15 protein-coding genes are annotated in these 15,409 nt (G+C 37.9%); 5 read left to right on the top strand and 10 right to left on the bottom strand.

The annotated features are described in order from the left end of the window. The first annotated feature begins 171 nt into the window (after positions 1-171). On the top strand, positions 172-1,338 hold the full coding sequence (locus tag B4B65_RS05135) for a hypothetical protein (protein WP_293913982.1): 1,167 nt from the start codon (positions 172-174) through the stop codon (positions 1,336-1,338). 66 nt (positions 1,339-1,404) lie between these two features. Here the strand turns inward: B4B65_RS05135 and B4B65_RS05130 are convergent, their stop codons facing one another. After that, positions 1,405-2,859, bottom strand: a complete 1,455-nt coding sequence (locus B4B65_RS05130) for a hypothetical protein (protein ID WP_293913980.1) — start codon at positions 2,857-2,859, stop codon at positions 1,405-1,407. An 84-nt stretch (positions 2,860-2,943) separates the two neighbouring features. After that, positions 2,944-5,718 carry a TonB-dependent receptor gene (locus tag B4B65_RS05125; RefSeq protein ID WP_293913978.1) on the bottom strand — a complete coding sequence of 925 codons (2,775 nt, stop codon included), beginning with the start codon at positions 5,716-5,718 and terminating at the stop codon, positions 2,944-2,946. 291 nt (positions 5,719-6,009) lie between these two features. On the opposite strand from B4B65_RS05125, the gene B4B65_RS05120 reads away from it, so the two are divergent. The 3 genes from B4B65_RS05120 to B4B65_RS05110 are packed head-to-tail and all read left to right on the top strand — an operon-like array spanning position 6,010 to position 8,500. After that, a complete protein-coding gene (locus B4B65_RS05120) occupies positions 6,010-6,648 on the top strand; it encodes an ABC transporter ATP-binding protein (protein ID WP_293913976.1) in 639 nt (212 codons plus the stop codon). Between the two features lie 48 nt (positions 6,649-6,696). Continuing rightward, positions 6,697-8,019, top strand: coding sequence for an ABC transporter permease (locus B4B65_RS05115; RefSeq protein WP_293913974.1), 1,323 nt, complete (start codon positions 6,697-6,699; stop codon positions 8,017-8,019). Between the two features lies 1 nt (position 8,020). Further along, a complete protein-coding gene (locus tag B4B65_RS05110) occupies positions 8,021-8,500 on the top strand; it encodes a hypothetical protein (protein ID WP_293913972.1) in 480 nt (159 codons plus the stop codon). Positions 8,501-8,505: 5 nt separating this feature from the next. On the opposite strand, the gene B4B65_RS05105 is transcribed toward B4B65_RS05110, so the two are convergent. The 6 genes from B4B65_RS05105 to B4B65_RS05080 form a co-directional block, all read right to left on the bottom strand. Beyond that, entirely contained in the window at positions 8,506-9,219 is a 714-nt protein-coding gene (locus B4B65_RS05105) for a 16S rRNA (uracil(1498)-N(3))-methyltransferase (protein WP_293913970.1), read from the bottom strand. A 20-nt stretch (positions 9,220-9,239) separates the two neighbouring features. Next, a complete protein-coding gene (locus B4B65_RS05100; RefSeq protein WP_201678126.1) occupies positions 9,240-10,553 on the bottom strand; it encodes a hemolysin family protein in 1,314 nt (437 codons plus the stop codon). 8 nt (positions 10,554-10,561) lie between these two features. Beyond that, complete coding sequence (locus B4B65_RS05095; protein WP_003002176.1) at positions 10,562-11,104, bottom strand: inorganic diphosphatase; 543 nt, start codon at positions 11,102-11,104, stop codon at positions 10,562-10,564. A gap of 7 nt (positions 11,105-11,111) precedes the next feature. Continuing rightward, positions 11,112-11,765 carry a DedA family protein gene (locus tag B4B65_RS05090; protein WP_201678125.1) on the bottom strand — a complete coding sequence of 218 codons (654 nt, stop codon included), beginning with the start codon at positions 11,763-11,765 and terminating at the stop codon, positions 11,112-11,114. Between the two features lie 135 nt (positions 11,766-11,900). Continuing rightward, positions 11,901-12,314: an HIT family protein gene (locus B4B65_RS05085; RefSeq protein ID WP_003012517.1), complete on the bottom strand. Its 414-nt coding sequence runs from the start codon at positions 12,312-12,314 to the stop codon at positions 11,901-11,903. 167 nt (positions 12,315-12,481) lie between these two features. Then, positions 12,482-12,802 (bottom strand): winged helix-turn-helix transcriptional regulator, encoded by a 321-nt coding sequence (locus B4B65_RS05080; protein WP_293913964.1) that lies wholly within the window; start codon positions 12,800-12,802, stop codon positions 12,482-12,484. 142 nt (positions 12,803-12,944) lie between these two features. Here B4B65_RS05080 and B4B65_RS05075 point away from each other — a divergent pair, with 142 nt between their 5' ends. Further along, on the top strand, positions 12,945-14,000 hold the full coding sequence (locus B4B65_RS05075; RefSeq protein WP_201678123.1) for a saccharopine dehydrogenase NADP-binding domain-containing protein: 1,056 nt from the start codon (positions 12,945-12,947) through the stop codon (positions 13,998-14,000). Positions 14,001-14,092: 92 nt separating this feature from the next. Here B4B65_RS05075 and greA read toward each other — a convergent pair whose 3' ends face one another. Together greA and B4B65_RS05065 are read right to left on the bottom strand one after the other, a co-directional pair. Then, complete coding sequence (gene greA, locus B4B65_RS05070; protein WP_115388600.1) at positions 14,093-14,566, bottom strand: transcription elongation factor GreA; 474 nt, start codon at positions 14,564-14,566, stop codon at positions 14,093-14,095. A gap of 135 nt (positions 14,567-14,701) precedes the next feature. Next, positions 14,702-15,397, bottom strand: a complete 696-nt coding sequence (locus B4B65_RS05065) for a response regulator transcription factor (protein ID WP_172462532.1) — start codon at positions 15,395-15,397, stop codon at positions 14,702-14,704. Between the last annotated feature and the right edge of the window lie 12 nt (positions 15,398-15,409).

Here is a 15,409-nt window from a genome sequence, read left to right as displayed (position 1 = left end):
AGCCAGATGAGAATATGCTAATTTCAAAAAGAAGATTTACCTCTGATTTGTAATTATGACAAAAAAATCATCTTTATTTTAAAATTTAGTATTAAATTTATATTAACACATTGTTACCAAAGTGTTAATAGAATGAAGGGGAGTTTTATACATATCAGATTTTTGTTCAGCATGGCATTAAGCATCTATTTTGGTGTTCACACCGGTTATGCTCAAAATAAAAGTTTCGATTTTTATGAAAGTACTTTTAGTTACCATGCGGATCCTACAACTAATATTCCATTTACAGACAGTTTATCTGACACCTCAATTAAGGCCTTCTACGTCAGTTTATCTGCCGGTAGCTATCAGCCATTAATAAATGACTTATTAAAATACAAAGAACAATATGACCTCAATGATTGGTTATATTATCAGTTAATACGTAAGACCGCCCAGAGCCTGAGCGCCAAATCGGATAATTATGCCAGATATACGCTATATAAATGGTTTTTAATGACTAAATCCGGTTATGATGCCAGACTGGCCATTTACAAGGATCAGATTATATTTTATATCCGTAATGATGAGGATATTTCAGACATTCCGTTTTTTACGATAGATAAAAAGAAATATATGTGTCTCAACTATCATGACTATGGCAAGATGTTTAATGGTAACGGCGCGTATAAGCCTGTAGAGATTACGGTACCGGAGGGTAAAAAAGATTTCAGCTATAAAGTGACACGTATGCCGGATTTCAGACCGGAACGTTATGTAGAAAAACAATTAGCATTTAAATACAAGAGCAAAGCATACCACTTTAAAGTAAAGCTCAATACAGATGTCAGTGATATCTTTGCAAACTATCCTGGGGTGGATTTCGAAACATATTTCAACATTCCATTGAGCAAGGAAACTTATGAATCACTTATACCTGTTCTCAAAGAGAATCTAAAAGGCATGAATCAAAAAAAAGGAGTAGACTATCTGATGCAGTTTACCCGCTACGCATTTTTATATGAAAATGATGAAGAAAACTTTGGTAAAGAAAAAAGATTATCTCCTGAACAAACACTGTTAAATCAATACAGTGACTGTGATGACAGAGCTGCATTATTCTTCTATCTGGTCAAAGAAATATATGACCTGCCGATGATTACACTATTGTACCCTACCCATATTACAATGGCTGTACAATTTGACAAACCCATTGGAGAGGCGATTCTGTACAATGGCAAGTATTACTCTATCTGTGAGCCTACCCCTCAAAAACAGAATCTGGCAATAGGTCAACTGGCTGATAATTTAAAGAATCAACGATTTGAGATCGTTTACCACTATGATCCCAAGCGATAAACATACATAAAACAAGAAAGGGGATGCTAAAAACATCCCCTTTGCTATTGTATACTGTGATCTTAATTATTTTACTGCTCCCGGAGTAGTGTAAGGTAATGTCTGAGGATCATAATGTGCCCAACCTTTAGTCCAGTCTTCCGTTCCGAAAGCACCTTTGTAAGCCACTTTTTCAAAATAGCTACCCGAAACTTTAGCATGTGTAAATACTGCGCCTGTAGCAAGCACAGAACCTGTTGCCAGCGTAAAGTCAGGATTTGCAGGAGTCTTACCAAAATCAGTTCCGTAGTTATATGGTGCTTTGTACATCGCTGTAGTGGCAAAAATTGCATTATCAAATGTATTAGTACTTCTTAACAATGTGCTTAAAGCAGCGGAGTTTGTTGTAGAACTAATTTTCAAAGCATCAGTCTTCGATCCGATAAACAGATTGTTATTATATACTGCGGCTCCTGTAAGGAAATTATTAGATGTTGAATTTGCTGTAGTAACTTTTGTATCATCCACATATAATCCGATCGGGAAACCAGATACTACGGAGTTGAATAAGCTGATAGATGAATTTCTACGAACCTGATTTCCGTGCTGATAACTTGCATTTGCAGATCCGGAAGCTGTCTGAAGAGGCCCCAGAATAGTTACGTTAGAAAATACAGCTGATGTTTTTGGTGTAGCATCTGTACCGTCACCATTGTTGTCAGATTCAAAACCGTTAGATCCTGACTGATCCGCTACTGTAGCAACACGTTGTGCTAAAGCAAACTGAATATTTCCGGAATAACCAAAATCTGTATCGAAATCGTCATCCCATGTACCGATAGCCAATAAGTGCTTTGCGTTAACTGTACCTCCAAACCATTCGAAAGCATCATCTCCTGATCTGTAAACCTGAATATAATCCAGTGTAGTACCACTACCAACACCACCCATTGTCAATCCGTTGATCTCATTATCTACAGAATATGCAATACCGGCAAATTCAATACGTACATATTTAAGAACACCTGAATTATCTGCTGCATCTGTACCTCCGTAGAAGATGTAGTTTTTCTCATCTTTTCCTTTTGGAGCTTCCAGACCACCTTCGATCTTCACATCAGTTCCCATATTTACAGGAGCTTTACCCAACAAAATGATACCACCCCAGTCACCATGACTTCTGGCTCCGGAACCTAATGCTGAAGTAAATACAATAGGTTTATCAGCAGTCCCTGTTGCATTGATTTTACTTCCTCTCGTTACAGTTAAAGTTGCTTTAGTAGCTTTATCACCTTTAATAATAGTTCCCGGCTCGATAGTTAATGTTGCTCCGTTAGAAACAAACACAAAGCCTTTTAACAAATAAATCTTATCAGCAGTCCAGGTTGTATTTGAAGTGATCTCTCCTGAAATCTCAACTACATTACCCTTATTGGTTCCTGGGTTTTCAGTATCAGGACCATTGTCTGAAATTGTTGTTTTTTTACATGCTCCAGCCAATAGTAAAGCTGATAAGGAGAATAATAAGAATCTCTTTTTCATTATTTTGTTTGTTAATTTATGATTACTAAGTAATACTTTTAAAATAAAACTGTCATTAACAGCGTGTTAAAAAATTATTATGCTTTAGAAAGTATAATTGAATGACAGCGAATAGTTTGAACCCGGTTTGTATTTATAATTTATCTCATTAGGCGTACCCAATGCTTTATTATCATAGTATGCGTGAACCGAACTATTGATAATATCACTTGCATTGAACTTGATCTCAGCTTTGTTGTTAATGATCTTATAACCGATCTGTAAATCCAGCACATCACGAGGAGCTTCCCATGTACTTGCAAAACGAATTCCGCTTGCCTGTGCAATTCTCTTTCCGATACGGTTATACAGAATGTTAAAGTTTAGTTTATTATCCATTGTGGAGTGTTGCAAACCTGCATTGATCACATAAGGAGACTGTCCTACCATAGGGCGGGTTTTGTCAATGTAGTTTTGATCTGTAGGGTTTTCAACTTTTGAGTGTACATAAGAGAAGTTGATATAACCTGTTGTATTCTCAAAAAATCTTTGTTCACTGATAAAATTTAACTTCTTACGGGCTTCCACCTCAAATCCGTATAATTCAGCTTTAGGCGTATTGAAGAACGTGATATCAGGAGTAGAATTCACATCATAACGATAAGGCTCTATTGCATCTGTAAATTGCTTGTAAAAAACAGAGAAAGAGAAAATCTCTCCGGCAGTAGGATACATTTCAAAGCGCAGGTCGGCATTATTGATAGAACTGCGTTTTAAGTTTGTATTACCGGATATCATACCTAACTGCTCATAATCATAGAAGGAGAACGGAGCTAACTCACGAAATTCAGGACGTGCTACTGTACGGTAGTAAGAAGCACGAAGATTCGTTCTGTCGTCGATATTATAAGTAAAGTTAAGGGATGGCAAAAAGTCGATTTGTGTATCGTCAACTACTTTAGAAACTGTATTTAACTGTACATTATAGTTCTCTACACGAAGTCCGTATACAAAACGGAACTTATCCGCAAATTTCTGATCAAGCATTGCATATCCGAAAGCAGTCAGTGAATTTGCATCATACTTGTCACCGCTTCCTGAAATCTCACTGTATTTGAAGTAATTTTTGTTAATGAAATCTTCATTGAATATTTTGTCAGGAGACAACTGACGGATTTGATTCTGCAGCTCTACATCCATCTGATTTACATTCAACTCGAAACCTATAAAACGAGCGTCAAAATTACGTTTTCTGTATTGCGTTCCGGCACCAACTTTCAGTGTTGAAGGTGCATCCAGAAATTTCATCGGTCTGGAGTATCCTACTTCTCCGGAATAAATGTTTTCATTCAAATCAGAGAAAAGTCTTGTATTTTCTTTACCAATCGTAGTGATATTTGCCAGATAAGGAACTGTAGGATCATCCAGGTCATTCAGATTTTTACCGTAGTTGATCTTCATCTGATTAGGTTGCTGATTCAGAATATTACTCCAGGAAAGTGTCCACTTCAATTTGTCATTACGCTCTGTTAAAGCGTGTTCTCCTTCAAGTGTACTCTTGAACAAAGATTTTTGTAGAAGATCATAAGCGAAGAAACGATTGTCTGAAGAAGAACTGTTATTTATACCTGTTCTTTCGGTATAGATATTATCATAAGCTCTGTTGTAAAGATTCTTAAATGTAATTTTACTTCTTCCGAAGGAATAACCCAGATTTAATAAACCACCCAGATTGGAACTGAATCTGTACTGATTATCATTGTAATCATACTCATACCAGTCTCTCTTGATATCAGCAAATATATTCTGAGAGTTACGGTAACTTAAAGAGAATAAAGCTCCGAATCTATTGTTATTTTCAAATTGCTTTACTTTTCCTATACCAAACTGGTAGCTTTGAGAAGGCAGTGCAGATGTATTATTGATCGCAAAATCATTTGGCAAAGACTTCAACACGAGTCTGTTCCATTTCTCCGAAAGTCCTGCATTAACAGTTTCTCTTGATGGGAAATTAGTAGCCAGTTTACTGGAACCATCATCAAAACCCATGTAATTCGCAAAATTTCTTTTTGTTCCTAAGAAATCCTTAAATGTGGAAGCTGTATTGTATCCGTATCCAAGACCGAATGATATAAAATCCTTTGTAGGGATATCAATAGTAGCTACCTGAACTGCTCCTCCGGCAAAATCTGCAGGTAAGTCAGGAGTAGCTGTTTTTGAAATTGTAATCTTATCAATCAGGTTTGAAGGTATGATATCAAATGAAAAAGCTCTTCTGTTTGCTTCAGTACTGGGAAGAACAGAACCATCTAACATTGCGACGTTATAACGATCACTTAAACCGCGAATAACAACAAATTTGTTATCTTGTATAGTAGTACCACTCACGCGACGTAAGGCCTCAGACGTATTTTTATCCGGAGAACGTTTGATCTGTTCACTGGAAATACCATCCGATATAAGTGCGCTATTCTTTTGCTGTGCATATAAAGCACTAACAGATTCTTTTTTAAATGATCCGGTGATTACGACCTGATCTAATACTGTTCCCTCCGAATTGTCCATCAATACATCCAGATTAGTGACATCTTTATCTTTGATTTCTACTTCTGTAATTTGCTTAGTAGCATATCCGACATAAGAAAATTCTAATGTATACTTACCAACAGGAAGTGCCGGAATATTGTAGATACCGGATACATCAGAACTTCCACCTCTGGATGTCCCTAATACTTTGACAGTGACACCGACAATGGTTTCGCTTGTTTTACTGTTAATAACTTTTCCTGTTACTTTTCCACTTTGAGCAAAAGCGTTGGCTGTAAACATCAACAGAAGTAATGTAATGGTTAAGCCCTGGAGTTTTAATTGCGATTTCAATTCTTTGAGATTTTTGTTTCCGCAAAACTATTATGGTAGTATTAGCATTGTGTTAACAGCGGATTACTATTACATCAATTGAATGTTAAAAAATTATTAATACCCATACTGAAATCCAGATAATTCATTAAATCACATTATATTACCATATCATTTTAAGCATTATGTTAAGCATCATTCCGTTAACATATCCCCAACATAGAATGTAATAATATAATAAAGGATTCGCTTTATTAATGGATTTACGGTATTTTTATGCAATTAAATTGCATTATCAAATTTCTTAGCCCTATGGTTCACCACATTCTGACAGCTAAAGACTTATCTTTCCGGTATAAAAATGGCACTGCCTTAACATTTCCGGAGATAGAGATCAATAAAGGTCAACACACCTTATTATTGGGAGATTCCGGAAGCGGAAAGACAACCTTACTTCAGTTGTTAGGTGGACTCTCACTTCCATCTACCGGATCTGTCGTACTGAACGGACAATCATTATATGATCTTAAAGGGTCTAAACTGGATGCTTTCCGGGCTCAACATATAGGATTTATTTTTCAGGAGGCACATTTACTCCGGAACCTGACTTTGCTGGACAATATAAAAATAGCACAAAGTCTGGCCAAATTACCTGTAGATGAAAAAGCAATACTTACTATGCTTGAACAGTTGCAGCTTATTGACAAAACAAAATCTTACCCCAACCAGCTTAGCCGTGGACAACTTCAGCGGGCAGCGATAGCACGTGCGTTGATAAATACACCTTCTCTACTTATTGCAGACGAACCAACTGCAGCATTAGATGATACAAATACCGCCCGGGTAATGGAATTACTGTTAAGTATTGCCGATCAATACGGATCGACATTGCTGATCGCTACACATGACAAACGCATAAAAGACAGATTCCATCACACGTATAATCTTTAATGAGTTATACGATTGGTATTTGATTTATTAACTTTGACAACGACACCCATGAATATATTAAAAATCGTTTGGAAAAACATCAGTAAACAACTTGGTTCCACCATTTTGAGCATCATTCTGACTGCGTTCGGAGCAGCCATACTATGCGTACTTTATGTGACAGGAGATAGTTTCGAAAAACAACTGGACAGTAACAGCAAAAACATCGATCTGGTTGTAGGTGCAAAAGGAAGTCCGTTGCAACTTATACTCAGTGCAGTCTATCATGTGGATAACCCCACAGGTAATATCTCGCTGGCAGAAGCCAATCAGCTTAAGCAAAATCCTTTTGTTAAACTTGCTGTCCCGCTATCCCTTGGAGATAATTATAGAGGACACCGTATCGTCGGCACAAATGATGACTTTCTGAAGTTGTATGAGACGAAAGTTGCCGAAGGCAAATATTTTCACAAACCGTTTGAAGTTGTCGTCGGTCATGCTGTGGCCCAAAAACACCAGTTAAAAATAGGAAGTAAAATAAACAGTTCGCATGGACTCTCTGCCTCTGGTGACGATCACCATGACCACCCTTTTGTAGTGGTGGGTATATTAAAGAAAAATGACAATATCACCGACAACCTTATTCTATGCAGCCTTGAAAGTGTATGGGATGTACATGGTCTGGCACACGGACATGAATCGGACGATCATCATCATGCGGAAGAAGATCTGGAAGAACAGGTAGAAGCACATCTTCATCACCACGGTGAAGCGGAAGAAGAAGAATCTCACGACCATCCGCATGAAGAGTATGTTAAAAATATCGGCCAGGATCTGATCAAAGATCAAGGCGAGGAAATCACAGCTATGCTTATTCAGTATCAGTCACCCGCAGCTATCGCAATGCTGCCTAAACTGATCAATCAAAGTACAGCAATGCAGGCAGCATCACCTGCAATAGAAAGCGCCCGTTTATTTTCACTTTTGGGTGTAGGGATAGATTCGCTCACCATCCTGGCATACATCATTATGCTGATGGCAGGCCTCAGCGTATTCCTAAGCCTTTATAACGCTTTAAAACAACGTAAGTATGACCTGGCTGTTATGCGGACATTGGGTGCATCCAAAGTACGTTTGTTCAGTATGGTCTTATTAGAAGGACTTATCATTACATTGCTTGGAGGACTGGCAGGCTTGCTATTAGGACATGTCGCCTTATTCTATATCAGTACGCAGACAAGCCAGAGTGTTGACCTGATCGAAGTATTCAACATCAATCCGGATGAATGGTGGATTCTACTGATTGCCTGTGTGATTGGTGTTCTTTCCGCCCTTATACCGTCTGTCAAAGCTTATAATACAACAATTTCAAACACGTTATCAAATAATTAAAATGAGAAAACAGTTCTTATCCCTTATATTCTTACTGACTTTATCTACTTACACGCTTGCACAGATAGGAAACAGAGATCCTAATGTTCCGGATCATACACCTATGATGAACAGCACCTGGGAAGCAATAGACAAAATGATGTATAAAGTTACTTATGAAGGGAGTAAAAAAATCTATACACCGACCTATCCGCCTGCACTGAAAGCGCTAGAGAATAAGATTGTAACCTTACCTGGATATTTAGTCCCGCTGAATAGCGGTCGTAATCATAAAACGTTTATGTTATCGGTGTTACCTGTCATGCAGTGTCAGTTTTGCGGATCTAACGGAATTCCTCCTATGGTAGAAATTTTTATGAAAGGAGAATCTGTCAAATTCACAGATGAGCCTATCAAAATAAAAGGAAAAATGAAATTTAATCCGGAACCGCTAAAGGGTAATGCTGAAATTCAGATTATTGATGCTGTTTTGATTAAGTAACAGCTTTATCGGTTTAACAATGCCACTTCAACACAGGAGGTCAATGCAGCCGTTTCCGTACGTAATCGTGCCTCTCCAAGTGAGATAGGTGCAAAACCGGAAGAAATAGTCTTGCTGATCTCCTCTGTAGAAAAATCTCCTTCCGGACCGATCAGTATCACATAATCCTGCTGAGGTTTAAAAACCTGACCAAGATATTGCTTTTCGCTATCTACGCAATGTGCAATTGCCTTTTGCGCCGACACCTGCTCCTGTTGTTTCAGAAAATTAGTTAAAGTTATCGCTGGATTAAGCTTAGGCATATAAGCTTTGTATGACTGTTTCATTGCAGCTACGATCACTTTATTCAAACGATCTGGTTTAACCTCTTTTCTTTCTGAATGCTCACTGATAACAGGTGTGATTTCCTGCACGCCCACCTCTGTAGCCTTTTCCAGAAACCACTCAAAACGTTCTATATTTTTTGTTGGCGCTACAGCCATGTGCAGATGATAAGAAGGCTTTTGAAAGGCTTCCTGAATTTCTATTATCTGCAGGGTTGTACGTTTAGGGTGCGCATCTATAATCTCCGCCCGATAGAATCCTCCTCTTCCATCTATAAGATGCACCTGATCCCTGTTTACCAGTCTGAGTACCCGTATAGCATGTTTACTTTCCTCTTCGGTCAGTATAAAATTAGCGAAATGGGGTTCTATTTCCGGTGTATAAAACAGATGCATATTAACTAAAAAAGGGATATTTACTCTTCATCCTCATCGTGAGGTGTCTCGATCAGTTCCAGCTTAACAAATTCAATATTCTGCTGTGTCTTTTTCATTATGGTAAAGGTATATCCATACAATTCTTTGTACTCCCCTACTTCAGGAATTTTATCAAACAGATCACTTACCAAACCAGCCATAGTATCATAATCGGAACTTTCAGGCAGCTCCAAAGGCAAGTATTCATTTACATCATGAACACTTGCGCCGGCATCGATCATGTATTCCGTTTCCGAAATACGCTCTACAACCGGAGTTTCCTCATCATACTCATCCTGGATCTCACCGACCAGTTCTTCTACAATATCTTCCAGTGTAACCATACCTGCAGTACCTCCGAATTCATCCAGTACGATCGCAATCTGAATACGCTTCAGCTGAAATTCAGCCATCAGATCATTGATTTTTTTCGTTTCAGGAATGAAGTAAGGCTTACGCATGATGTTTTTCAATACCACTTCTTTCCCCTTCACGATGATAGGAAGAATATCTTTTGTGTGAACAATACCTACGATCTGATCAATATTATCATCATAAATCGGAATACGGGAGTATCCTTCTTCTGTGACTGTATTAATAAATTCGTCCGCAGTTGCATCCTTATCTATTGCGATGATCTTGGTACGCGGTACCATTATATTCTTTACAATACGTTCGTTAAAATCGAACACATTTTTGATAAGCTCATGTTCAGAAAAATCCAAAGCACCACTTTCCTTACCTTTGTCCAGTAAATACTGCAGTTCCTCAGAAGAGTGATGAGATTCACTTGAATGTGGCTGAATACCGATCAGTTTTAATAAGAAATTGGCAAATCCGTTCAATACCCATATAAAAGGGATGAACAGATAATAAAAAACACGAAGAGGAATGGCTAATCTCATCGTCGTGGCCACCGGTTTTTGAATGGCAATTGACTTGGGCGCCAATTCACCAAGGACCACATGGAGAATAGTTATAATGGCAAATGCTAGCACATGACCACCTGTCTTAGCCCAACCTGCAGAGATATCTACACCTACAAATTGGAAAAAGTTGCCCACAATGTCAGTCATTACACGTTCTCCAATCCAACCTAAGGCAAGAGAGGCAAGTGTAATACCTAGCTGTGTGGCAGCCAGGTATCCATCTAAATGCTCTGTAATATTTTTAGCAACTTTTGCTACTTTACTTCCGGATTTGGCTTGTAGTTCTATTTGAGAAGCCCGAACTTTTACAATGGCAAATTCGGCAGCCACAAAAAAACCATTAGCAAGTACTAACAAGAGTGTCCAAAAAACATCGAGAGCCATTATTTAAGTTATTTGTTAACAAATGTTTGCTTGTACAATTCAAGACTTTCCAACAAGATTTCCTGCGCTTTCTCACGACCTTGCACACCTTCTACCACTACTTGTTTATTTTCCAAAGCCTTGTATGTTTCAAAGAACTGTACAATTTCCTTCATCGTATGAGGAGGAAGTTCTTCAATATTATTAATGTAATTCATTACAGGATCATTTTTGGCAACAGCGATGATTTTGTCATCCTGTTCACCTCCATCGACCATATTCATTACACCGATTATCTTGGCTTCAACCAGACTCATTGGCATAATATCTACTGAACAGATGACCAGGATATCCAAAGGATCCTTATCATCACAATATGTCTGAGGAATAAAGCCGTAGTTAGCAGGATAGGTAACTGCAGAACTCATTACACGATCCAAAATTAGCAGACCACTTTCTTTATCAAGCTCATATTTTCCTTTTGATCCGTTAGAGATCTCAATAATTGCATTGACTGATTCCGGCATATTACTTCCAGGAGAGACCTGATGCCAAGGGTTTTGTGTACTCATTTAATTATTACTGTTTATCTGTTGTTTTATTTTTTCTGTTTTTGATTGCCCTTTTCAGGAGTGCAATCACAATAGGAAGGAAAGCAATAGCAATCATCCCTACGATAATGTACTCGACATAATTAATGATTCCCGGAAATTTGACACCCAGAAAGTATCCGGATAATGTCAATAAGGTAACCCATAAAAAGGCTCCAAATACATTATAAATAACAAATTTCTTAAAATCGAGCTTAACTACACCCGCAAATATGGGTGCAAATGTACGAATAATCGGAACAAACCTTCCTATAATTAAAGCGGTTCCACCATATTTTTGGTAAAACTCTTCCGCCATTATAATGTACTTACGCTTGAAAATCCACGAATCCTTTCGTTTAAAGAGCATAGGCCCCGTTCGGTAACCAAACCAATATCCGGCAAAATTACCGGCTATACCTGCCAGCAAAATTCCAAAATACATGGTTTCAATACTGACATCAACTTTATTCAAAGCACAGAAAAGACCGGCTAAAAACAATAAATAATCTCCCGGAAGGAAAAAACCAAAGAACAATCCTGTCTCGGCAAAAACGATCAATACAACTAAATAGAAACCTCCTGAACTCAGTAAATGTTCAGCGTCCATTAATTGTTGAAATGACAACAAAAACTCTTGCATATATCTAATTTAGTATACCGCTAACCGTTACCTGAAAAACAACTCAGGTAAGTACTGACATATTCAATATTTCCGAAAAACGAAAATGATGCCATGGTTATAAAATATACATGTTTGATGAAATAAAAACTACCGTTAGTTACTGTTTGTAACACTCGCAATTGCTTCTCTTATGTCCTCTGCTATTTTTGCCAGTTCCTCATCAGGCAGGCTTAGTTTTGGCTTTTCAAAATTCATATCATGAACGGCATTTAGCGGAATCAGATGAATGTGTGCGTGGTTTACTTCCAGACCAACAACAGCAATTCCAACTTTACGGCAAGGAAAAACTTTTTTTATACCCTGTGCAACAATCTTAGCAAAGATCCACAGGCCCATATACTCATCATCAGAAATATCAAAGATGTAATCGGTTTCGCGTTTTGGAATCACCAATACATGACCTCGGGTCAAAGGCTGAATATCCAAAAAAGCCAGGTAATCAATACTCTCCGCAACCTTGTGTGCAGGGATTTCACCTGCAACAATCTTCGAAAATAGAGTTGACATGTTCTAATTTATTAAAGTGCAACAGCAAATATATGAAAAACGGGCGCAAATGTATGGAGACCTCTCAAAAATATGTGATTGAAAAGACGCAACAGACCACTATGCAAGCTGTTTTTTTTCCACACATCCTCACTTCCCTTATCTATTCCAGATACAATACGATTTTGCTAAGCCTGTTCTGCAGTCCACGTGATAATTCCGTCAATTAATTTTCGTAAAGACTTTCCTTTTTCAGAAAGAGAATACAGTACAACCATAGGTGCTTTAACGACCAACACCTCTCGTCTAAGCAGTCCGTCCTCTTCAAGCTCTCGCAACTGTTCTGTCAATACCTTTTTACTGATGCCAGGCATGGCTTCCAGCAGCAGGCTAAATCTGTTTCTGTCCTGCTCGACAAGATAAAGGATCACAGCTTTCCACTTCCCTCCTATCATCCCGAAAAAACCTGTCATTATACATGAATTGGCATCGTATATCTTTTTCTCCATAATACTGCATGAGAAATTATTCCGGCACAAACTTACAAACTAATCTGTACAATACTTTCCCTGTTTTTTTCTTATAGTTCCCATTTGGTAACTACTTGTCGGATCTTTTTGTTTGAAATACATTTGTCCAAAACACAAGAAAATGATTGGAAAAATACTGATTATAGGAGGATATGGTGCCGTAGGCCGTATTATAAGTGAGCATCTGTCTGAACGATATCCCGAACAAGTCATCGTTGCCGGCAGGAGCTTTGCAAAAGCAGAGCGACTTTCTGTGGAATTACAGAATCGCGTTATTCCTTCTCAACTGGATCTGAAAACAGACTTTGACAGTAGTATATTAGAAGATATCGTGCTGGTCATCATGTGCATAGATCAGGCAGACAGCATAATCATAGAGGAGTGTCTGAAAAGAGATATTCATTATATAGACATCACGGCAGACCAAAAAATGATCCGGAAAGCAGAAGCTCTGCAAAATAAGATAAAGGATAGTAAATCAACCGTTATATTAAGTGTAGGTCTGGCTCCCGGTTTGACTAACCTGCTGGCACAACATACGCTAAACACACTGGGGCAGGTTCAGGAGACAGATATTTTTATTCTATTGGGTTTAGGTGAAAAACATGGGGACTCCGCGTACAAATGGACTTTTGACAATCTTAATAAAGCCTATCCTATTGTTGTCAACGGGGAGACCCGGATTATTAAAAGCTTTACGTCACCAAAAAAAACTTTACTAAAAGGGTTAAGAAACTTCTATCTGTTCAATTTCTCTGATCAGCATACTTTTCTTAACACCACTCCTGTCAGAAAAGTATTTACGCGCATGGCTTTCGACAGTAAGCTGTTTACAAAAATAATGGCATTGATGACTAGCCTGAGACTCACATCTATTTTTAGTTATTCCGGATTGCAACGTCTATTGATCAGACTCTTTCATAACCTGACCATCGGAAGTGATATTTTTGGGATAAAGGTTGTCAGCAGAACCCCTGATCAAACAGAAATGTGTTGTACTATATCCGGAAATGGAGAAGGAAAAATCACTGCATACATGGCGACAGAAGTTGCTCATATGGTTCTTAAGAAAGCACTTCCCGCAGGAATACAGCATAGTCATCAGGTAATAACAGACATCCCTGCTTTTATCAGCAGTCTGAAGAAATACAATAACTCTCTGGAAGTTAACCTATAAAAAAAGCGGTTACAATATCTGTAACCGCTTTTTTATATGTTTATTTGAGATTATTGCGGTTATGGCAAAACCGCCTATAACCTACAATATTATTATCTCGAAATTTCCATGATCTCGAATTCGATTTTACCAGCCGGAACTTCAATAGTTGCCGTATCTCCTTTTGATTTTCCAAGCAGACCTTGTGCAATTGGTGATTTAACCGATATTTTACCTGATTTAAGATCAGCTTCTGTTTCAGAAACAAGCTGATATGTCATTTCCGAACCGTTCTTTTTGTTTTTGATACGTACAATAGATAATGCTAATACCTTTGATGTATCTAATTTGGACTCATCAATAAGTCTTGCACTGGAAAGAACATCTTCCAGCTTAGCAATTTTTGCTTCATGTAAACCTTGAGCTTCCTTTGCCGCATCGTATTCAGCATTCTCTGACAAATCACCTTTGTCTCTAGCTTCAGCGATAGCCTTTGCGATGTTAGCTCTTCCCTCTGTCTTCAGTTGATGCAACTCTTCTTTGAGTTTATCTAATCCCTCCTGGTTGTAATAAGTTACTTCTGCCATAATTATTTAACTTTTTTAACTTTTCAAAACATAAAAAGACAAGACCATCCTGTCCTGTTCGGACAACATGGTCTTGCTATATTTACGAAGATAACAATTGTTTTGAAATAAACAAAAACTATCTTGTTATATATTTTACTCGTCTTCGTCAATAAATTTATACCCCAATCCTCTCACTGTCTGCAGATAATGTGGCTTATCCGGGTTCTTTTCGATCTTTTTACGAAGTCTCACCACATGCATATCCAACGTTCTTGTATTGACATTGGAGCTATATCCCCAAACGACTTCCATCAGCTCCTCACGGGTAATTTCTTTACCCACATTTTGAAGAAAATGCAACAAGATCCTGTTTTCCAGAATTGTCAACTCGATCTTCTTTCCATCTCTCACTAAAGAGTGTACATTGGGATGATGTTCTGTACTGCCAAAGTGATACACCTCCGCTCCGCTCTTAGGAACAAAGAATCTCACTTTATTCTCGATCATCGCAACTAAAACATCCATATTGAAGGGTTTAGTTATATAATCTGTCACTCCAAAACTATAGGCATCGATTTTATCTATATCCTGAGATTTGGCAGTCATCATAATAATAATGTTCTCAAACCCTGCTTTACGCACATCTTCACAAACGATGTTACCTTCCTTACCGGGAAGCATCCAATCTAATAAAACAATATCAGGTCTTTCATCTAAAATCATTTTTTCAGCATCCAGTCCATTTCCGGACTGAATTACTTTGTAATTCTCAGACTGTAACCGATGACTTACCAAGAAACGTAGATTCTCATCATCTTCTACTACAGCAATTGTAATATCCTTTTGCATATCTTTTATCAT

Origin of the sequence: Sphingobacterium sp. UBA5789, assembly GCF_002418355.1 — a bacterium.
Classification (GTDB): Bacteria; Bacteroidota; Bacteroidia; order Sphingobacteriales; family Sphingobacteriaceae; genus Sphingobacterium.
Note: the sequence above shows the minus strand (reverse complement) of the source record. Positions and strands in the feature narration are given on the sequence as shown.